Origin of the sequence: Bacillus sp. OV166 (assembly GCF_900177675.1) — a bacterium.
Classification (GTDB): Bacteria; Bacillota; Bacilli; order Bacillales; family Cytobacillaceae; genus Neobacillus.
Map to the genome: position 1 here is coordinate 187,214 of NZ_FXWM01000002.1, position 19,469 is coordinate 206,682.

Consider the following 19,469-nt stretch of genomic DNA (forward strand, 5'->3'; position numbering starts at 1 on the left):
GGGAACATTTTATAAATGAGGTGCTCCTTTCGTTAAAAAAAATAACAATGAAAAAGAGTTTGGAACATTCTCCAAACTCTTTTTCATTGTTGATTGAAAGTTGATTATGGTTAGACTTTTCCTATTATTTAAGGTCTATTTTACCTCTTTTTAACCTATTTAATGTATGTTCATTAAAAATTTTGGTGAGTTAAATGTTTGACCCTGGTTTTATAATTACTTTTAAAAAATGTTATAGAAATGAAAAAGGAAAATGTTTATTGGATATCTGCCATAAGTGGGGCTTGGTGAGTTGAGTTATTTCTTATCCAATACCGTTTCCATATAATTTTTCCCCCATTCATACATAGATTCAAGAATGGGCATCAGGCTTTCCCCGTGTTCAGTCATTGAGTATTCCACTTTCGGTGGTACAACAGGGTAAACTTCACGATGGATAATGAGGTCTTCTTCTAGTTCTCGTAATTGATTAACAAGCATTCTTTGTGTAATCCCTGGCATCAGAGACTTCAGTTCGTTAAATCGTTTGGTTCCCTCTTTACCTAGATGCCATAAAATAAGCATCTTCCATTTTCCCCCAATAACGGCGAGTGACAATTCTTTTTCACAGTTAAATGCCCTGTCACCAATGTGTCTCATTATTTCCCTCCATTTATAAAGATTTACAGTATCTTTTTTTATACTATATGCTCATAAAGTGCTTACTTACGTGTATAAATTATCTGCATTATACTAGATTGAAATATGGTTAATATTTTATATACATCATTAGTATACTTTTTGATACTATATGATGTAAAAGTACATACTTATACTTAAATATTATACATGTTATGATTAGTTTTGTATAGGTTGTAAGGTAATCAGAATACATGAATTTTAAGTAGAAAAATAGGGCGAGGCTTTAATCAGTGAAGTAAAAACAAATGCTGTTATCCATTTACTCATCAATGAGGCTCATTCATTTTTCACCTTGCTTCTTTATTAGACTGTTGGAAGATCCTGACAGCCTATGAGCTAGGCCTAGCCACTAAGGCGGAGGAGTCAGCAGTCTATTATCCTGAGGATCTATTTGAAAAGGGGAAAAGGATCCTGACTGTACTACTGGATCCGGTCCAATCGTTTAATTAAATAATGGAGGGTGGTAAAGTGATGAAAAAGAAAAAGCAAAAGCCAGAGAGCCATGTGTTTTATCTTTGTACAGTATGTCATACACCTCATGTAGTACCTGACTATCTACTCCCACATATAGTAGATGGATCAGTATCAGGTAAACACTGTGGAGAGTGTGGATATGAGACCACCTTTACCACTCCATTTAAAGAACACATAAATGAATATTTACAAGAGATCCAAAAGAAGGAAATAGAGTGGATATAATTATCCTTGCCATAGGGTTCTCTGGGATGAAATGGGGCGATAGCTATACCAAGCTACGTACAGTTCTCAAAATAGTAATTGGAATATACCTCGATGTAAACGTTTTCTTTTATAGCACTTTATAAAAGGAGGATAGATATGCCGGTAGTTTCGATGAAGGATATGCTAATTGTGGGGAAAAATCGTAAATATGCGGTTGGACAGTTTAATATCAATAATCTTGAGTTTACTCAGGCAATTTTACAAGCTGCAAATGAAGAGAAGTCCCCTGTAATACTTGGGGTATCAGAAGGTGCTGCTAATTACATGGGTGGGTTTAAGTTCACTGTTCAAATGGTCAAAGAGTTAATGAAGGAATACAAAGTAACAGTCCCAGTAGCTATTCATCTTGATCAAGGTTCAAGTTTTGACATATGTATACAAGCAATTCATGCTGGTTTTACATCTGTTATGGTTGATGCATCTCAATATCAACTTGAAGAAAACATTAAATTATCAAAAAGTGTGGTTGAAGTCGCCCATGCAGTTGGAGTTTCTGTTGAAGCAAAACTGGGACGAATTGGGGATCAGGAAGATAGTCTTAATAGAGATGTAGATGCTACATGGGCTATTCCTTTAGAATGTGAGCAATTAGTTCGTGAAACAGGAGTCGATTGTTTAGCACTTTCCTTTGGTTCTTATAACGGACCATACAATTTTAGATTTCACCGAATGAAAGAGATAATGGATTTAACAGGTGTTCCACTGGCTCTTAACGTTGCCGGTTTTCCTATTAAGGATATTCAAAAGGCGATTTTTTTTGGCGCAGCCAAAATCGATGTTGATACTGAGAACCAAGTTTCTGCTACAGAAGTCGTGCGCTCTTTTTTAATTGAAAAGCCGAATAAATGCGATCCACGTATATTCCTGGGGCCCGCTCGTGAAGCAATTAAAAATACTGTCAAAGGGAAAATGCAAGAATTTGGTTCATCAGGTAGAGCTCAGTTAAAATACGAGGTCCTATATAGATAATAATTAAAAATAGTATTGATTTAATAATTAATTATGATAGTACAAGGGACTTTCAACTACCCTTTTAATATCATAAATTATATTTCATACAACTTTAAATGAATTTTTAATTCTTGGTGTCATAACAATTGATAGATGAAAATTTAATATATTCTCTTTACATTACTTTATTTAATGGTTTTTCATTTTAATATTATTTCACATTGTAGTTATGTTTTGCTATGATCAAAATTTTGATTAGGATGTGGTGGAAAACGATGAAGAATGAAAAATTAATGAAAGAGTTACTTGCAAATATTGATTCTAAACGTAAAGAAATGATTAAATTTGCTCGGAAAGTAGGCTTTACGAGTGAAAAAACAGTTAAATGCAGCCAAGAATTAGATATGTATTTAACCCAATATCAGCTAATTTTTTTAAAGAGGACATCCTGAAAACTATTTATAAAGCACTCAAACTGATGAATTATTGGATTATAAATCATGAGGATGTAATTCAAATTTTTAAGATTTAGGAAAAGTATGGGGGATAAAAAATTATTAATTTGTACATTCATTTTAAGTACTATGTTTTACAACTTTAAACCAGAAAGGGGTATTTTTATGTTAATGGATGTGTGTATTACTTGTGGGGATGAGTTATCAAAAATGGAAAGAAATAGATGTGAATGTTGGGAATGTATTGATAAGGCAATTGAAACCTATGGGGAAGATTTTTTAGATGAATAATCAATCTTTAGACAATAATTACAAAAATTAAATTAACAGTATTTAGTTAAACCCATACTTTTTCTAATTCCTACGCTTCTAGTATGTTAAATAATCTTTTTATTATAGCAATGGATAATCCCTCAACTCCCCTTATTTTCTTCAAGTCATGAAGCTCAATTTTGTAGTGCAGAGTACCACCTTACTGTTAACACCAAAAATATTAGCTTGATAGCTATTCGATTAAAAAAGGTTATTTTAACTCCTTCTGTAAAATCCATAGTATGAAGCATTTCCTAAGGTTTCTTGAAAGTTTTTATATTTGTAGATAAACTGTAATTCCTCATTATTCACTATTCTTTTCTTCAACTCTTACAAATAGTATGTTTTTTGACACTATATGATAAAAAAGTGCATACTTTGTTTTCTGAAAACTAAGTCTTAGAATAATGACTAGATGAAACATTACTTATGATCACTTTTTAATCACTTGAATTAGCATTATCTTCAAAATAATCAATATAAAGACTCTAATCCTAAAATTGAAAGGAAGAATTAATTATGACAAAACAACAGATCGGTGTAATCGGCTTAGCAGTAATGGGTAAAAATCTTGCGTTAAACATTGAAAGTAGAGGATATTCAGTATCAGTTTATAACCGTTCATCTGAAAAGACAGAAACATTTTTAAACAAGGAAGCAGTAGGCAAACAGGTTGTTGGCACATATAGTGCTGAAGAATTTGTAAATTCTTTAGAAAAGCCTCGAAAAATATTATTAATGGTAAAAGCAGGTAATGCAACAGATGCAACAATCCATTGGTTAAGACCTTTTCTTGAAGAAGGGGACATTCTTATTGATGGAGGAAATACTTTTTTTCAAGATACAATTAGACGGAATAAAGAATTAGAAGCAGCAGGTATTCATTTTATTGGCACAGGAGTTTCAGGAGGAGAGGAAGGGGCACTAAAGGGGCCTTCTATTATGCCTGGTGGTCAGAAAGAAGCCTATGAACTAGTAAAACCAATTTTAGAAGCAATTTCAGCAAAAGTAGAAGGCGATGCTTGCTGTACATATATCGGTCCTAACGGGGCTGGTCATTATGTAAAAATGGTTCACAATGGTATTGAATACGGCGATATGCAGCTTATATCAGAAGCCTATTTTATAATGAAACAATTACTTGGTTTAAGTGCTGGGGAGCTTCACGAAGTATTTTTAGAGTGGAATAAAGGCGAATTAGATAGCTATTTAATTGAGATCACAGCAAATATTTTTACAAAAGTAGACGAAGAAACAGGAAAACCACTTATCGATGTAATACTCGATTCAGCTGGACAGAAAGGTACAGGTAAGTGGACGAGTCAGAATGCTCTAGATTTAGGAGTGCCACTTCCGATTATTACTGAATCTGTATTTTCTCGCTTTATTTCTTCAATGAAAGAAGAACGCGTAAAGGCAAGCAAGTTGTTAAAAGGACCTAAGGTAAATACCTTTGAAGGTAATAAAGAAGAGTTAATTGAAGCGGTACGTAAAGCTTTATATATGAGTAAAATATGTTCTTATGCACAAGGATTTGCCCAAATGCGAACCGCATCTGAAGAATATAATTGGAACCTTCGTTATGGCGATATTGCCATGATTTTCCGAGGAGGTTGCATTATTCGTGCACATTTCTTACAAAAAATTAAAGATGCATATGACCGTAATCCTAGCTTGGAGAACCTATTATTAGATCTATATTTTCATGAAATTGTAGAAAGTTATCAATCCGCATTGCGTAAAGTAGTTGCAGTGGCAATTGAATATGGTATTCCGGTACCTTCGTTTTCTAGTGCTATTGCTTACTATGACAGCTATCGTACAGAAACATTACCGGCAAACCTCTTACAGGCACAGCGTGATTACTTTGGAGCCCACACGTACCAACGTGTTGATAAAGAAGGCATTTTCCACACAGAATGGTTTCAATAAAAATTATTCCTACTGGCTGGGCTGTTTACATTTAAAACAGTTTTGGTTTTACACAGTTAATAAATAGAACTTTAAAACTTATGTTTATTTTGACTCCGTCTATGTATCCTTGTTGAAAACAAAACAAATATAGTATTTATAAATAATAAGGACCAGGTTGTAATTTTATGTGATACAAAAGGTAAGTTTAAGAATAATACTTAAATGGTGATATAGGACCAGCTATTTTAAATTACTAGTTAAGCGAGGTGTTTATGATTAAAAAAATAGGGTTACTAGTCATGGCATATGGAACTCCTAATAACTTAAATGAGGTTGAATCCTACTATACTCACATTCGTCATGGAAGAAAACCATCTGTAGATTTGTTAGAAGATTTAAAAAGGAGATATAGGGGAATAGGTGGTAATTCCCCACTTGCTAAAATAACGCGAAACCAAGCGAAGCAGTTAGTTCTTAAACTAAATAATTGGTTTGAGACACATGAATTTGTTATGTATCTAGGATTCAAACATGCTGTTCCCTTTATTGAAGATGCCGTTCAGCAAATGAAGAATGATGGAATTGAAGAGGCAATAAGTATTATTCTTGCCCCACATTATTCTATTTATAGTGTAAAAGCGTATAATGATCGTGCTAAGACAATGTCTAAAAAAATTAATGGTCCTGTGATTCATGCCATTAATTCTTGGTATTCCGAGCCTAAGTTTATTACTTTTTGGGCAAATCAAATAAAGAAAATTATGCTTTCGATAGATGATTTCTCCAAATCCATTGTTATCTTTTCTGCTCATAGTCTACCAGAAAGAATTCTATTAAATGGTGATCCCTATCCTGAACAGGTTGCTAAAACAGCAGAATTAATAGCTAGTAAAGCCAATATAAAAAGTTATTCAGTTGGTTGGCAAAGTGCAGGTAGGACTGGAGAACCTTGGCTTGGTCCAGATGTCAAAGAGCTTACGAGAGGATTATACGAACAACATGGTTATACATCATTTATATACTGTCCTATCGGCTTTGTAGCCGAACATTTAGAGGTTCTATATGATATCGATTATGAGTGTAAATTAGTTACGGATAAGTTCGGCGTAAATTATTATCGTCCAAAGATGCCGAATGCAAATAATGGATTTATTGAAGGTCTTGCATCTGTTATCTCAAAAAAAGTCAGAGAAACTCAAAGAATTCTAGTTGAATAAAAGTTTAGGGATAAATAGATAGTCGTAATAGGGTTAAGCTTCAGGAGAAAAATTTTTACATCAAAAAGTATCAGATTATAAAAGTACATCCTATCGTCATTGAGAAATCCACTTCCATCTATATTGCGATTGTCCAATTATACTTGGAGGATGTTGGAACATTGTATGCGGTTGATGGTGATGGACAATTAGCTGTGATTATTTCCAGAAAAAATTTACTTCGGAAAAAATTAAATTACTGGTCCCCCTAATCGTATTTTGCGGTATCATAGCTTCGCTTGTTATACGAGATCTCTTTATCCCAACCAGCCCCTATCATATTTCTAAAAGTAGGGGCTTGACAGGATCCATGTTCCACTGGGGCTTATGTTCTACTCCGTCTATCGTTATAATGAACGATATAAAGAATGGTTAACCAGAAAATATAAAATGTACCCTATAGAGTAGACACCTTAAAAAAGGTCTGCGCTATAGGGTACTTTTATGTGTAATGAATAAAAAATGGGGAACTGGAGAAAAATCAAATGTCAAAAAACACTTTACTGAAAAGGAAATGAGAAACCTATCCAATAATCCTTATGTCAAATCTGTAAGTTCAAAGGGAATTACGTATACAGATGAGTTTAAAAGGATTTTCATAGCTGAAAATGAGAATGGAAAATTACCAAGGCAATTTTTTGAAGAAAATGGCTTTGATGTTGAAGTCCTTGGTATTGTCAGAGTAAATAGATCAGCTTCTAGGTGGCGAGCTGCTTATAATGAATCGGGTGTATTAGGACTTCTTGATATGCGTAAATACGTATGTGAATAATATCACCAGTTTAGAAATTATGAACATTAAGTTCCTTGTTAAACGGGGGGCAAGAGTTTAAGAAGTTCTGTAGCAACTCATCTTTTCATAGTGCTCTCAAAAAATGAAATGTGATAAAGAAAATGTTTTAGAGTATGTAGCAGGGTTAACCCTGTTTTTTTCATTAATGAAAGACTATTGTTTTTGATTTTGTATTATAATTGTTATTTTGCTTGTTCGTAAAAGTACACTTTTTCGAACGGTTGTTTTTTATTAAAAAAAGGCTTTTTTTGACGTTCGTAATACTTGAAAAATGATTTATGAACGTTCTTGGTTTTCATAGTACTTTTACGAACGTTTTTTGGTAGAATAAGAGAAAAAGAACCAAAATGAAGGAGATTCAAATGGACGTTCGAAAATTTGGTTACATACGAGTAAGCAGCAAAGATCAGAATGAATTACGACAACTTGAAGCCATGAAGGAAAAAGGGATAAATGAACGAGACATTTTCATGGACAAACAAAGTAGAAAAGATTTTAAGAGAGCTCAATACCAATTACTTAAGCGTATCATACGGAAAAGGGACGTACTCTATATTCATTCGCTTGATCGCTTTGGCCGGAACAAAGAAGAAATTCTACAGGAGTGGAATGACATTACGAAAAATATCCAGGCCGACATTGTGGTACTGGATATGCCCTTATTGGATACCACTCAATTCAAAGATAGTCTAGGCACTTTCATTGCCGACCTGGTTTTACAAATTCTTTCTTGGATGGCAGAAGACGAACGCAATCGAATTCGGAAACGGCAGCGTGAAGGCATTGAGGTCGCATTAAAAAATGGAGTAGTTTTCGGAAGACCGAAATCTGTAATAACAGAAGAGTTTAAACAAGTTTATCATCGATGGAAAACCGGAGAGATAACAGCAGTGCAGGCGATGCAAGAAATAGGGATTAAAAAGACAACTTTTTATAAGTTAGTTAAGGAGTACGAAAGAGAATTGAAAAGTCTCAATATATAATAGAAGAAACTCTTCAAAAAAAGCCTTTGCTCATCGAAAAAGCAAAGGCTTTTATTAAGAAAATAGGAAATATATGTTGAAGTTTAGAAGAGATTGTGAAGATTTGTACTTAAACTAATGGGGCAGAATACTTCAATAAAGTTTGTTTCCTTTGTATGACGGAATTATAAAAAAATGTACTTTTGAGGTGTTATTATGTCGGTAAATGGTCTTAATCATTTTTTATTTTCTGTGTCTAATTTAGAGAAATCGATAGAGTTTTATAAAAATGTGTTTGATGCAAAGTTGTTAGTCAGGGGCAGAAGTACAGCCTATTTTGATTTGAATGGTATATGGCTTGCCCTTAATGAAGAAAAAGATATTCCCCGTAATGAAATCAGCCAGTCATACACTCATATTGCATTTTCAATAGAGGAAGTTGAGTTTGATGATATGTATACTAAACTTGAGGGATTGAATGTAAACATCCTTTCAGGTCGTCCAAGAGACGAAAGAGATAAAAAATCCATTTACTTTACTGACCCTGATGGTCATAAGTTTGAATTTCATACAGGTACTTTACAAGATAGGCTGGATTATTATAAAAAGGAAAAAACAAATATGGAGTTTTACAATTAATAATTTCCCTGTTCAGATAAAAATTGTTTATCGAAAAGATTGTGAAGAAATACACTTAAAGTAACGGGGGCTTATGTTTAACAAGAAGTTGCTGCGGCAGCTCTTTTTCTTTATTGTGCTAACGTGCAGTTTAGTTGAACAAGGAAATCAACAATACGTATCGAATAATATTGTTAAAACAAATTTTTAAGGAGAAGGACAATGAATAATTTTAGCTTAATTAATGTTTTAATAGTTTTATCAGTAATCATTATTGTTGTTATAGCGTATATGCCTACGTTTTATAAAATCAATAAACGCCTTAATTACTTAGAAAATGAGATAAAAAAATTAAATGGAGAATAAACCTTGTTCAACTAAAGGGTGCGTTAGTTTAAGACTATAGGGGCTGCTCTAATGAAGATAATTGGAGAAGATAATGTGAAGATAGATATGGTATTTGATTATGAAATAGGTAATGATTTAACTTCAAATATACAAGAATTGTTAAGCGAATGTTTTCAAGAAGACTTTCCAAAAAACAGAATTTATTTCAAACAATTACCTCATTTTAGATTTGTAGTTTTTAACGACAAAAATCAACTTGTAGGACAGGTAGGAATAGATTACAGAGTGATGAATCTTAACGGAAATCCTATAAGAGTGCTTGGTCTAATTGATTTATGTGTCACCCAAAACACTCGCTCACAGGGGATAGGTTCGATGTTACTTTTAGAAATTGAACAGTTTTGTTGCAATAGAAATATTGATTTTTTATTGTTATTTTCTGACAACAAAACGTTGTATTTAAAAAATGGGTACAAGTCAGTTACGAACAAATGTAAATGGTTAAAAATTGACCATATAAGTCAAATTACAAGGGATATAGGTTATGAAGTAATTGATGGATTAATGATTAAAGAAGTTGGTAAGTCTGGTTGGAGCGAAGGAGATCTAGATTTTTTAGGCTATCTTTATTAAGCTAACGGGTCCGATAGCTGAATTGGGAGTTGTCGATACGGCAGCTCTTATTGCTTATTGTGCTAACGGGGCAGGTTTGTTGAAGAAGGATATTTTCTGTTTTAAGCGAATTAGAATTTCAAACAGACCTTACACAATACAGGTATTGAAAATAACAGGAACATAGGAGGTATGAGATATGAAGATCAATAGAATAGATCATGTGAGTATAAACGTAAATGATCTTTCAGAGGCTAAAGCGTTTTTTCTTGATTTAGGACTTGAAGTGCAAGCGGAATGGGAATTGGATGGAGAACAGTTGGACAGAATAGTTGGGCTTAATGATGTTAAAACGGCATGTGTAGGATTGGGGATGCCAGATGGTCAGGCATGGATAGAGCTAGTCAAATTTTATACGCCATCAGATGAAAAAGATATTCAGCAACCTTTTGCAAATACGCTGGGTATCCGACATATTTGCTTTGCTGTTGAAGATATTGAAGCTATTGTTGCAAAATTGAAAAAGAAGGGCACGGAAATCTTTAGTGAGATACAGCAATATGAAGAAAGTTATAAGTTATGCTACGTTCGTGGTCCAGAGGGAATTATTTTAGAGTTGGCGGAGAAAATCAAATAAATATTGAAAACTTTAAAGATTTCTTCTTAAACTATCGGGTAGCTTTTGTTAAGGAGATGACCGCTGCGGCGGTCATTTTTTCTTGTTGAACTGGGCAGATTAGCACAACAAGAGCTTCCTTTTTAGGAACATTTGCAGGATTAATAATCTTTTGTGTGGAATGTTTAACCTCATACATAGAACATCTGAAAAGGAGTGGGATAAACTATGAAAACACGAGTAACCGAGATTTTTGGAATTAAATATCCAATTGTACAAGGAGGACTTGCCTACCTTGCTTTTGCTGAACTGGCGGCTGCGGTCTCGAATGCAGGAGGACTTGGACAAATTACTGCGGCAACGCTGCGTTCACCTGAAAAACTTCGGGAGGAAATTCGTAAAGTACGCACACTTACCAATAACCCATTCGCCGTAAACTTTGCCATTGCAAGGCACGATGGACAATATAAGGAATTGCTTGAAGTTGCTATTGAAGAAAAGGTACCTGCAATTTCTATAACAGGAGCTAATCCTCAACCTATTTTTGAACGTATAAAAGGAGAAAATATTCTAACGCTTGTCCTTGTTGCAGGCGTTAGACAGGCACAGAAAGCAGAACAACTCGGTGCTGACGCTGTAATGGCAGTTGGACAGGAAGGCGGTGGACATTTAGGACGAGACGATATTGGTACAATGGTACTTATTCCTCGTGTAGTCGATTCCGTATCGATTCCGGTGTTAGCGAGCGGTGGGATTGGAGATGGACGAGGTTTAATGGCAGCTTTTGCACTTGGGGCAGAAGGAATTGAAATGGGTACTCGCTTTATTGCTACTAAAGAGTGCGTTCACGCAAACGAGAAATATAAGCAGGCAATTGTTAATGCGAAAGAGTCGGATACAGTAATTATTAAGAGAACAATTGGTTCACCAGGACGAGTCTTGAAAAGTGAATTTACTCTGGATATTATCGAACGTGAAAAAGAAGGAGCCACCTATGAAAATTTGCAAGAAATAATTAGCGGAAATGCTAATTGCAGATATATCTATGATGGAAATGAAGATGAAGGTTTTGGATGGGCTGGACAAGTAATCGGACTTATTAACAATATTCCTACTGTTCAGGAGTTATTTGATGAAATGATATTAACAGCAGAAAAAGGATTAAGCCGTATTGGTAATATTATCGGAGAGCAGACCCATCGATAATTATTTATTATATTTATGGACGTTATCTGAATCGTTAATGGTTGCTGCGGCAACCATTTTTATTAGAAAGCAAAGATTGTGAAATAAAATACTTAAGCTAACGGGTGCGTTAATTGAAGAGCCATCTGTCATGTTTGGAGGTGGAGGCTTTTGTTTCTACTTGTATCTAGCAAAAGAGAGTCTTATGCGGATTTACTCCTTCCTTAATTTGTTATAATAATATAATGGGGAGGGGTTTACTTGAGTAATGGAAGAGAACGAAAATCACTCAGAGAAAGAGCAAAAGAAATTATTGATGTAACCGCAGAAGGTGGAATATCAACTGTATCAGAGGTTTTTCTTGAGGGTGCTTTAGGAGCAGTTGTGCCAGGAGCAACTAGCGTTATTTTTAGTTACAAACAAAAAAGATTGGAAGATAACTTACTTCGATTAATTTCAGAACTTCAGAATAGGATATCTATCATAGAAGAAAATTTTCTTAGGATGTCACCTGAAAATCAAACATTAATTAAGGATTTTTTCGCTGGACTAATTTGTGATTATGTTATTGATGAGCAAGAGGAAGAGAAAATTAGATATATAGCAAATGGATTTGTTTCTCTAACAGGGCAAGAAACTCTTGAAACAAAGGAAACAATTATTTACTTGGACATCCTTAGGAATTTAAGAATGATTGACTTAAGGATACTTTTTGATAAAGACAAAGTTATTTTATATGATGGTAATTTTAGTGAATATCTTATCAGTTTAGGAATTGACAATGATCACTACAGAATGTGTAGAGAAAAACTACTTCGACAAGGTTTACTTAAAAGCTCATATGATGACGAATATCAAAAAATAGTTAAAAAAGTAAATGATTTAACCGATTGGGCACTGTCATTTCAAAAAGGAAAAGTAAATAAACTAGCAAGTAATTTTGCAAGTTTTAAGCCAAAGGACAGAGAAAACATTTCTTTAAGTAAATTAGGTCGTTCGTTTATTGAATTTTTCTCAGTTAGTGATGAAATAGAATAGCTGAAAGGAGCCTTTCAGGGCTCTTTTCTAGAATTGATTACTTATCTAAGAAATCCTCCAAAGTTTTATTAGAACTATTTAAATAGTTCTCAATTTTGCTACCAGTTCGCAGTTTTTTTGTATTCAAAAGGGATAGCATATCTATAATAAATGAAATAATAAGTTTGTGAATAAATGTACTTAAACTAATGGGTGCAAGACTTGAAGATCGGAGCTGTCATTTGGCAGCTTTTTTGTTTCGACTAACGGGGCAGGTTACTTGAAGAAGCACAAAAGAATCATACCGTGTATCGGCTATGGGGCGTATGAATTATCTGGCTTTGTAGGAAAATAGAGTGGAGGATGTGAGGTGACGATGTGGTTCTTTGTGCTAAGCGTAGTTGTACTTAACATAGTGTTCCTGTTCATGCCCAAAAAGCTGACCCCTATCGAGATATTTTCTACTTGTATGTTTGCGATGGTTTTTCAGCAACTCGTAGACCTCGCTTTAGACTTAAAACTCGATTGGTATGGTTATTTTGCAAAAGGCATACAATGGACGTACATAATCGCTATACTTGGAATTTATCCTGCAGCGAATGCAATATTTCTGAATTACTATCAATACATGAAGAATATATCACAGAAATTTTGGTATATCATTGGGTGCTCGGTTTTTGCTGTGGTTTACGAGTGGTTGGCGGATGTATCTGGATATTTCTATCATAACCAGTGGAAACTGTGGCAATCTGCAGTTGTTTATCCGTTCTTATACATTATCCTCGTGCTTGTTTTGAAGTTAGTTCGGAAGCTGATTTTACGTCAATTCGAGCGTATTTCCTAATAAGCACGTACTGGGAATTTAATTATTTTGTATAAGTGTAAAAGATAAAGCTAATCACTTCGGCAAGGGACTGGTCTTATGTATATTTTCATTAATACTTTTTATTTAATTGCGGGGTTAATATGGGGGGATTGGAGAAATTGGAAACAGTATTATCCCACCATTCTTTTTTTTATAATAGGAGACTTTTTATATAATTTTTTACTTTATAAGAAATCGATGTGGATTTTTCACGATTTAATTTTGCCTAATCATACAACGATTACCCTTTTATCGATGACAATTTCTTATACTGTAACCGTATTAATATACTTAGGAAAATTTCCTGAAGGTTGGATGAAACGCTTTTTTTGGTTTTTGTTATGGTCAGGAATTTATTTAGTTGCTGAATACTTTAACAATAAAATGGGATTTATTACTTATCATCATAGTTGGAATTTTGGTTGGTCTGTTTTCTTCACAAGTATCATTTTCCTTATTTTGCCGATTCATCAAAAAAACCCTTTGTTAGCTTGGCTCTTATCCATAATCATTATAATATCTTTACTAAATATCTTTGATGTGAAAATTAGTGATATGAAATAATAAAGATTTAAAGATAAGCCTATTCCAACTGTAGGCTTGTAATTGTTGGTATTTTTCAATTAATTTGGGCTACAGTAGTTCCTCAAATGCAATCAAAAAAATTTAAAAATTGCAAAGGAAACCATAATTCTTCGGTTAACTTTTGCTAGTTTGTGAAGAATTACACTTAAACTATCGGGTGCTTGAGTTAAACAAGAAATCTTAAAGGACTTGGATACTCTTCAAGTCCTATTTTGTGTCTATTAGAAGCGATTATTCGGAAGCATATTACTCTATAAAGCACACACGCCTGTAGATGCTCAAGATGGCTCGTGGAGGCGTTTTAGAATGTCTATCCTCCCCACATTCCTCCCCCTTCCCCCTTAATTCAGTTTTGCTCAAGATTGAATCTGAGAGCATTATGTAAGCCTGCTTTGTTGAGTAGGTTTGGTTAGTACCCATCTTTTATTTTGTCTGCTACTGAATGAAATATAACGTGTCTAGCACTTCGAATCTGTAGAGTTAACTCTACAGGAGGGTTTATTTGTTTAGGACAGCACAAATCACTGTATGGGAGTTTATGTAGATATAAGAAGGAGATAATTTTCAAATAGAGGTTAATCAGTTATCTTTCATTTTGAATACTTTTTCCCCTTTAACAAATAATACATATATAATTGGGTATTATTTGGAGGGTCTGTTATTCATGACTGAGAATAAAATTGATTTAACATCGTCCGAGATAGCATCTCTATGGACATCCTACATGAACGATAGTATGTCGATTCAATTTTTAAACTATTTTCTTAGTACAGTTGAAGATACAGAAGTAAGGTCAATTATTGAGATGGGTCATAGCATTTCATCTAGTCACCTCTCCTATTTAAGTGAACTCTTTCAACAAGAAAATATTCCTGTTCCCAATGGGTTTTCTGTGAGTGATGTTAATCTAAATGCTCCTCGATTATATACCGATGCCTTTATGCTTACATATCTCAACCATATGTCTAAAGCGGGAATGCTTGGATATAGTGGCTTTTTGTCTATGAGTGCAAGAAGAGATATTCGGAAATTCTTTAAGGATTCACTTATAAAGATATCTGAATTATATGATGAAAGTTCAGATGTACTTCTTCACAAAGGACTGTTTATCCGTTCACCATATATTGATTATCCTAAACAAAAGGATTTTGTTGACAGTAAAAGCTATTTAAGCGGTTTAAATCCATTTTCAAATAAACGACCGTTAAATGCTATAGAACTTTCTCACTTACATATGAATATTCAAACCAATTTAATCGGGGCAGCTTTATGTATTAGTTTTGCCCAATCTTCACCAAGGAAAGAAGTACAAAAAATTATGCTTCGAGGTAAAGACATTTCTGAAAAGCACGTCAAAATATTCACTGGTGTTTTACTTGATAATGATACACAGTCTCCTGTATCTGCTGATGTATCAATAACCAATTCAACTGCAGAGGTATTTTCTGATAAATTGATAATTTCCCATATAGGAATATTAACAGCAACGGGGTCTGGTAATTATGCAACAGCCGCCGCCGCAAGTCAACGAAGCGATTTAATCTTAAATTATGAGCGTCTTTCACTTGAGATTGCCCAATATGCTAAGGACATTGCCTATTTAATGATTCAAAACGAATGGCTTGAACAACCTCCAGGAACTATGGATAAGGTAAAATTAGCCAAACAAAAAAAGCAAAATTAAAATTGAAGTAATAGAGTTCATAAATAGCAACTCCTTTCTCAAGGGTTGCTATTTATTTTGCTTCATTAATTATGAGAAAAAAGGCAAGCACAATATTATGCTCGCCTCTCTTTTACATCAATGTGAACTAGATGATACTTATAGAATACTCAGTGCTTAATTAAAATTGGCATTCTTAATATAGAGTTTAACCATGATGTCTTCTTGTCTATTGAGATTGCAGCTTTCATTACCAAAAGAATTAAGGTTGAGATTAAGCTAATTAGAATATTCAAAGTATATCCCTCCACATCGAGGTTTAGTGTTAAATACAACACTAGGTTTTAGTTTGTTCCTAATAAACAAACTTATTCAAAATAAAATTAAAGGGTCGTGGTGGCGGTTTACGAGGTCTATATCCTATTAAGTTATTAGAATAAACTCTAGATTGAATCTGAGGGCATTCTGTAAGCCTACTGTGGAGATGCTCCTTTTCTAAAACCATTAACAAAGTGACCTCCTTCCCCGTGAGATACGATACTTTACTTAGAGAGAAGGTTTGTATAGCCTCGCCCCTGCATGGGGGGCATACATATCTCTCTTATTCTATATTTGTCTCTCTTATAAAATTAGTATCTCTTCTTACAGTACCACCATGTGTTATTTTGACGACACTCAATACCACATTCTCGGAAAGAAGTGTCATTTTCGTGACACTCTATTCCCGATGATTTTTATAAAGTAATTGGGTTTTTCTGTTAAAAAAACTATATTGATTGTGAAAGAATGTACTTAAACTAACGTAAGCAGGTTAGTTGAACAAGGGAATCCCTATTCCGTCCGCTGACGCACAGAAACAGGAGAAAATCGCCGTTTTTGGGGTCGGGTTTCCTGATTCTGATTATGCTGGGTATTTTTTCCACAAGAATGGCTGTCTCATGTGGTTTTGCTATTTCGCTAAATCAACAACAAAAATACACACTATGTACGCAAGGGGGAAGTATAGTTGAATTTGTAACATAAACTTTTGGCGGATGGCATTAAAAGGAAACAAATTAAAACATCAGGAATACTTAATATAAACAAACTGGTGAACCCTACTAGCGTGGTACTAGTAGGGCATGTAATTTATTGATTTAGTCCTTCATCAGTTACTATTGGGTTAATCTCATTCGTACTACCATTTTTATTTTTCTCATTTGTAGCATTTTGTGCCTCAAGTTGATTAAGCTGGTTTTTCACTGATTGTGAGTTTGTTAAATTATTTTGAATGTCTTTTTTCATTTATCCATTACCTCCTTTCCTAATTAGGTTTAGAAGACCAATCCAATTTTATTCAGGTTATAATTTTGAAATTTCCAGAGATATAAACAGTTTTTCGAACAGGAAAGTGGTTGCTATGGAGAGATTGTGAAACATTGTACTTTCACTAACGGGTAGCGTTAGTTGATCAAGACCGTCGAAATGACGGTCTTTTCTAATGAGTAAACATAATCGTAGAAATGTTTACTCTGTACATAAACTCGTTATGGAACTAACGTGGCAGTTTAGTGGAATAGTGGGGACGGATTATTTTAAATCTAATCGGGGAATATAAAACCGAATTAGCATTAATTGGAAGGAGGACTTCTTCATTGGTTCTTACCACTTTTATAAGCATATCGTTGCTTCTGGCACTCATTGCCCGATTTGCCGTGAGAACCCTTCACTTTTTTGAAATCATTTTTACTATCACGTTAAGTATTTTTTTGTACTTCACTGGCTGGTGCATATTTTTTTTCAACTACGGCGTGCTTTCCGTTTCAGTACAACCGGGGACATATTGCGGTTTTCTGATTTTTGGTTTAATAACGGTACCGTCGATCGTTCTCATAGAAGTGAGCATTGGCTTTTGGCGAGACAGTCTCAGGTGGAAGCTGCTGGTTTGGTTAGGTAGCTCGGGGGTGCAACTGGGGATGGAAGCATTGGCGGTAAGGGGAAAAGCGATCATAAATTACGCTTGGTCCATTCCTTCATCGTTCGCAGCGTGGATTGTGTATTTTGCCGTAATGTATATACTGGTGCATATGTATCGTAATATGCTCCGCAAGGATGTGTGGATCCCGTGATTCTGTTCCCACCCGAGCGATTCGATGCAAATGAATGGTTTATCTTCATTGTCAGCCTTATTGGGTACAGCCTTATGTGGATGCTGCCTAAGAGGTTTCCGCCTTCGATGGGATTGCTGATTTCTCTCGTCCCTCTGCTATTTGCCAAAATATTCGACACGATCTTGTCGTTACCACCTTTCGAGATGTATTATGTTAACGACACTAATAAAATGGAATGGATCGACCTGTTCTTGTATTTAATGTACCTGCCCTTCGGATATTTTTTTCTGTATGCGTACGACTGGTTTCGCCCTAAACCAGTCAGAACCGTTGCGATACTAACGCTTACTTCGATGCTTGCTGTGTTGTTCGAATGGATAACGGTAAAAGTGGGCGTGTTTCATTATACTGGTTGGCAAATTTACTATTCGCTACCCGTATATATCACAGTGCAAAGCTTATATATCATTTTATATGAGCATATGAATAGAGAATATATTCGTACCAAACGGTAGCTTCGAAAGAACATCCATTAAATACTGACTGTTTCGACCACGATCTAAAGGTACGCTCACGCATATTGTTCAACTAACGGGTGCAAGAGTTAAACAAGAGGTTGCTGCAGCAGCGTCTTTTTTTCTTATTGAACTTACGAAACAGGATAGTTAGTTAAATATGGTATTTACAATTGCAAAGATGAATTATATATATCCCCAAAAAAGTATTCTTCTCTATTGATTTTAGAGGATTTTGAGTATTTTTTTAACTTGATGTGCATTTGATGCTACCTTAATATAAACAAGTGCAAAAGTTTCTAAATAAGAGGTGTAATTATGAAGTTTGATGAGTTTACAGTTGGACAGGTGTTTGAAACTAATTCCTTCAAAATGACAAAAGCGGATATTATGAGATTTGCAGGAGAATTTGATCCTCAATATATGCATTTAGATGAGGAAAAAGCAAAGCAGGGGAGATTTGATGGAATCATCGCTTCCGGACTACATACATTAAGCATTTCAGTAAGGCTTTGGATTGAACAAGGTATCTATGGTGATGATATCATCGCTGGAACAGGGATGAATAATATGAAATTTATAAAACCGGTGTATCCTGGTGATGAATTGTATACCATCGCCAAGGTTATCGATAAGAAAGAGACGAAGAATGAATCGGGAATCATTACTGTATTGTTATCTACTTACAACGATAAAGAAGATAAAGTATTAGAAGTAGACCTGTCGGGATTGATTAAGCGATGATGTGTTGTAATTGAAAATAAGTGAAATAATCTACGCAAGTCAATTACGGCTTATGGGTTGAGTATTTTCATAATTTCATTTTTGGAAAGGGTCTTATTCCACTAAAGGGTGCAAGAGTTGAACAGTGGAGTTGTTGCGGCAGCTCCTTTTCCTGTTGAGCTAACGAAGCAGTTTTGTTAGAAAGTATTGTAAAAAAAAGTTAAATTTGTAATATAATATAAGTAATTCTTTGGTTAGTTTGGAGGTGTTATGATGATTTGGATTTATATATTTACACCTATCATTATATTGGTTGGAATAGCCATTTATTTTGACAAAAAATCTGGGGCGACTTCACCAGATGAAAGAACAGCTGATAAGTTAGAGGAATATCCACCAGAAAATCCTTTCGGACCCAATAATTTTTGACCTTAAAATGATTCAAATACAACTTTTCAAAGACAATGTGAAGGATTGTACTTAAAATAACGTGGTGCAAGAGTTTAAGATCAGTGGCTGCTTCGGCAGCTTTTTTTGTTGTTCCACTAACGGGGCAGGATAGTTAAT

Annotated in this window: 21 protein-coding genes and 1 pseudogene; 20 read left to right on the forward strand and 2 right to left on the reverse strand. The window is 34.5% G+C overall.

All coding sequences use genetic code 11. The features are described from left to right. Positions 1 to 297: 297 nt before the first annotated feature. Entirely contained in the window at positions 298 to 639 is a 342-nt protein-coding gene (locus CCK98_RS32570) for a helix-turn-helix domain-containing protein (RefSeq protein ID WP_088090762.1), read from the reverse strand. 513 nt (positions 640 to 1,152) lie between these two features. Here CCK98_RS32570 and CCK98_RS32575 point away from each other — a divergent pair. The 16 genes and pseudogenes from CCK98_RS32575 (at position 1,153) to CCK98_RS32645 (ending at position 15,595) form a co-directional block, all read left to right on the forward strand. Beyond that, the gene (locus CCK98_RS32575; protein ID WP_142292251.1) at positions 1,153 to 1,380 is read left to right on the forward strand and encodes a hypothetical protein; all 228 of its coding nucleotides are present in this window, start codon (positions 1,153 to 1,155) and stop codon (positions 1,378 to 1,380) included. Positions 1,381 to 1,518: 138 nt separating this feature from the next. Beyond that, entirely contained in the window at positions 1,519 to 2,391 is an 873-nt protein-coding gene (locus tag CCK98_RS32580) for a ketose-bisphosphate aldolase (RefSeq protein WP_088090764.1), read from the forward strand. Between the two features lie 257 nt (positions 2,392 to 2,648). Next, a complete protein-coding gene (locus tag CCK98_RS32585) occupies positions 2,649 to 2,825 on the forward strand; it encodes an aspartyl-phosphate phosphatase Spo0E family protein (protein WP_256942614.1) in 177 nt (58 codons plus the stop codon). Positions 2,826 to 2,993: 168 nt separating this feature from the next. Beyond that, positions 2,994 to 3,119: a hypothetical protein gene (locus CCK98_RS36680; RefSeq protein ID WP_256942615.1), complete on the forward strand. Its 126-nt coding sequence runs from the start codon at positions 2,994 to 2,996 to the stop codon at positions 3,117 to 3,119. A 540-nt stretch (positions 3,120 to 3,659) separates the two neighbouring features. Next, positions 3,660 to 5,072: an NADP-dependent phosphogluconate dehydrogenase gene (gene gndA / locus CCK98_RS32590; RefSeq protein WP_088090766.1), complete on the forward strand. Its 1,413-nt coding sequence runs from the start codon at positions 3,660 to 3,662 to the stop codon at positions 5,070 to 5,072. Between the two features lie 254 nt (positions 5,073 to 5,326). Continuing rightward, on the forward strand, positions 5,327 to 6,271 hold the full coding sequence (gene hemH / locus CCK98_RS32595) for a ferrochelatase (protein WP_088090767.1): 945 nt from the start codon (positions 5,327 to 5,329) through the stop codon (positions 6,269 to 6,271). A 490-nt stretch (positions 6,272 to 6,761) separates the two neighbouring features. After that, positions 6,762 to 7,067 (forward strand): annotated as a pseudogene (locus CCK98_RS32600) (HTH domain-containing protein); the annotation flags it as partial. 398 nt (positions 7,068 to 7,465) lie between these two features. After that, complete coding sequence (locus CCK98_RS32605; RefSeq protein WP_088090769.1) at positions 7,466 to 8,086, forward strand: recombinase family protein; 621 nt, start codon at positions 7,466 to 7,468, stop codon at positions 8,084 to 8,086. Positions 8,087 to 8,281: 195 nt separating this feature from the next. Further along, positions 8,282 to 8,704: a FosM family fosfomycin resistance protein gene (fosM, locus tag CCK98_RS32610; protein ID WP_088090770.1), complete on the forward strand. Its 423-nt coding sequence runs from the start codon at positions 8,282 to 8,284 to the stop codon at positions 8,702 to 8,704. A gap of 396 nt (positions 8,705 to 9,100) precedes the next feature. Continuing rightward, positions 9,101 to 9,664: a GNAT family N-acetyltransferase gene (locus CCK98_RS32615; protein ID WP_256942616.1), complete on the forward strand. Its 564-nt coding sequence runs from the start codon at positions 9,101 to 9,103 to the stop codon at positions 9,662 to 9,664. A gap of 178 nt (positions 9,665 to 9,842) precedes the next feature. Further along, positions 9,843 to 10,280: a VOC family protein gene (locus CCK98_RS32620; RefSeq protein WP_088085025.1), complete on the forward strand. Its 438-nt coding sequence runs from the start codon at positions 9,843 to 9,845 to the stop codon at positions 10,278 to 10,280. Between the two features lie 207 nt (positions 10,281 to 10,487). Next, the gene (locus CCK98_RS32625; RefSeq protein ID WP_088090771.1) at positions 10,488 to 11,465 is read left to right on the forward strand and encodes a nitronate monooxygenase family protein; all 978 of its coding nucleotides are present in this window, start codon (positions 10,488 to 10,490) and stop codon (positions 11,463 to 11,465) included. A 240-nt stretch (positions 11,466 to 11,705) separates the two neighbouring features. Then, positions 11,706 to 12,482: a hypothetical protein gene (locus CCK98_RS32630; RefSeq protein ID WP_088090772.1), complete on the forward strand. Its 777-nt coding sequence runs from the start codon at positions 11,706 to 11,708 to the stop codon at positions 12,480 to 12,482. Positions 12,483 to 12,837: 355 nt separating this feature from the next. Next, positions 12,838 to 13,305 carry a CBO0543 family protein gene (locus tag CCK98_RS32635; RefSeq protein ID WP_306299009.1) on the forward strand — a complete coding sequence of 156 codons (468 nt, stop codon included), beginning with the start codon at positions 12,838 to 12,840 and terminating at the stop codon, positions 13,303 to 13,305. Positions 13,306 to 13,383: 78 nt separating this feature from the next. Then, on the forward strand, positions 13,384 to 13,890 hold the full coding sequence (locus tag CCK98_RS32640; RefSeq protein ID WP_088090774.1) for a CBO0543 family protein: 507 nt from the start codon (positions 13,384 to 13,386) through the stop codon (positions 13,888 to 13,890). Between the two features lie 685 nt (positions 13,891 to 14,575). Next, positions 14,576 to 15,595 carry a DUF3231 family protein gene (locus CCK98_RS32645; RefSeq protein ID WP_088090775.1) on the forward strand — a complete coding sequence of 340 codons (1,020 nt, stop codon included), beginning with the start codon at positions 14,576 to 14,578 and terminating at the stop codon, positions 15,593 to 15,595. A gap of 1,107 nt (positions 15,596 to 16,702) precedes the next feature. Here CCK98_RS32645 and CCK98_RS35840 read toward each other — a convergent pair. Next, complete coding sequence (locus CCK98_RS35840; protein ID WP_179195812.1) at positions 16,703 to 16,858, reverse strand: hypothetical protein; 156 nt, start codon at positions 16,856 to 16,858, stop codon at positions 16,703 to 16,705. 350 nt (positions 16,859 to 17,208) lie between these two features. Between CCK98_RS35840 and CCK98_RS32655 the strand changes: the two genes are divergently transcribed. The 4 genes from CCK98_RS32655 to CCK98_RS35845 all read left to right on the forward strand — a co-directional run bounded on the left by CCK98_RS32655 (position 17,209) and on the right by CCK98_RS35845 (position 19,331). Next, positions 17,209 to 17,682, forward strand: a complete 474-nt coding sequence (locus tag CCK98_RS32655) for a hypothetical protein (protein ID WP_088090777.1) — start codon at positions 17,209 to 17,211, stop codon at positions 17,680 to 17,682. Beyond that, on the forward strand, positions 17,679 to 18,179 hold the full coding sequence (locus CCK98_RS32660; RefSeq protein WP_088090778.1) for a hypothetical protein: 501 nt from the start codon (positions 17,679 to 17,681) through the stop codon (positions 18,177 to 18,179). The genes CCK98_RS32655 and CCK98_RS32660 overlap by 4 nt, the downstream gene beginning before the upstream one ends. 318 nt (positions 18,180 to 18,497) lie before the next feature. Continuing rightward, positions 18,498 to 18,923 (forward strand): MaoC family dehydratase, encoded by a 426-nt coding sequence (locus CCK98_RS32665; RefSeq protein ID WP_088090779.1) that lies wholly within the window; start codon positions 18,498 to 18,500, stop codon positions 18,921 to 18,923. 249 nt (positions 18,924 to 19,172) lie between these two features. Then, positions 19,173 to 19,331, forward strand: coding sequence for a hypothetical protein (locus CCK98_RS35845; RefSeq protein WP_179195808.1), 159 nt, complete (start codon positions 19,173 to 19,175; stop codon positions 19,329 to 19,331). The last annotated feature ends 138 nt before the right edge of the window (positions 19,332 to 19,469 follow it).

Excerpts from the sequence above, each read along its gene's own strand:
- CCK98_RS32665 (WP_088090779.1), top strand. The coding sequence starts at position 18,498 with ATGAAGTTTGATGAGTTTACAGTTGGACAGGTGTTTGAAACTAATTCC.
- CCK98_RS36680 (WP_256942615.1), top strand. The coding sequence starts at position 2,994 with ATGTTAATGGATGTGTGTATTACTTGTGGGGATGAGTTATCAAAAATG.
- CCK98_RS32620 (WP_088085025.1), top strand. The coding sequence starts at position 9,843 with ATGAAGATCAATAGAATAGATCATGTGAGTATAAACGTAAATGATCTT.
- fosM (WP_088090770.1), top strand. The coding sequence starts at position 8,282 with ATGTCGGTAAATGGTCTTAATCATTTTTTATTTTCTGTGTCTAATTTA.
- CCK98_RS35845 (WP_179195808.1), top strand. The coding sequence starts at position 19,173 with ATGATGATTTGGATTTATATATTTACACCTATCATTATATTGGTTGGA.
- CCK98_RS32640 (WP_088090774.1), top strand. The coding sequence starts at position 13,384 with ATGTATATTTTCATTAATACTTTTTATTTAATTGCGGGGTTAATATGG.
- CCK98_RS32645 (WP_088090775.1), top strand. The coding sequence starts at position 14,576 with ATGACTGAGAATAAAATTGATTTAACATCGTCCGAGATAGCATCTCTA.
- CCK98_RS35840 (WP_179195812.1), bottom strand. The coding sequence starts at position 16,858 with ATGAAAAAAGACATTCAAAATAATTTAACAAACTCACAATCAGTGAAA.
- CCK98_RS32570 (WP_088090762.1), bottom strand. The coding sequence starts at position 639 with ATGAGACACATTGGTGACAGGGCATTTAACTGTGAAAAAGAATTGTCA.
- CCK98_RS32585 (WP_256942614.1), top strand. The coding sequence starts at position 2,649 with ATGAAGAATGAAAAATTAATGAAAGAGTTACTTGCAAATATTGATTCT.
- gndA (WP_088090766.1), top strand. The coding sequence starts at position 3,660 with ATGACAAAACAACAGATCGGTGTAATCGGCTTAGCAGTAATGGGTAAA.
- CCK98_RS32575 (WP_142292251.1), top strand. The coding sequence starts at position 1,153 with ATGAAAAAGAAAAAGCAAAAGCCAGAGAGCCATGTGTTTTATCTTTGT.
- hemH (WP_088090767.1), top strand. The coding sequence starts at position 5,327 with ATGATTAAAAAAATAGGGTTACTAGTCATGGCATATGGAACTCCTAAT.
- CCK98_RS32635 (WP_306299009.1), top strand. The coding sequence starts at position 12,838 with ATGTGGTTCTTTGTGCTAAGCGTAGTTGTACTTAACATAGTGTTCCTG.
- CCK98_RS32615 (WP_256942616.1), top strand. The coding sequence starts at position 9,101 with ATGAAGATAATTGGAGAAGATAATGTGAAGATAGATATGGTATTTGAT.
- CCK98_RS32605 (WP_088090769.1), top strand. The coding sequence starts at position 7,466 with ATGGACGTTCGAAAATTTGGTTACATACGAGTAAGCAGCAAAGATCAG.
- CCK98_RS32580 (WP_088090764.1), top strand. The coding sequence starts at position 1,519 with ATGCCGGTAGTTTCGATGAAGGATATGCTAATTGTGGGGAAAAATCGT.
- CCK98_RS32625 (WP_088090771.1), top strand. The coding sequence starts at position 10,488 with ATGAAAACACGAGTAACCGAGATTTTTGGAATTAAATATCCAATTGTA.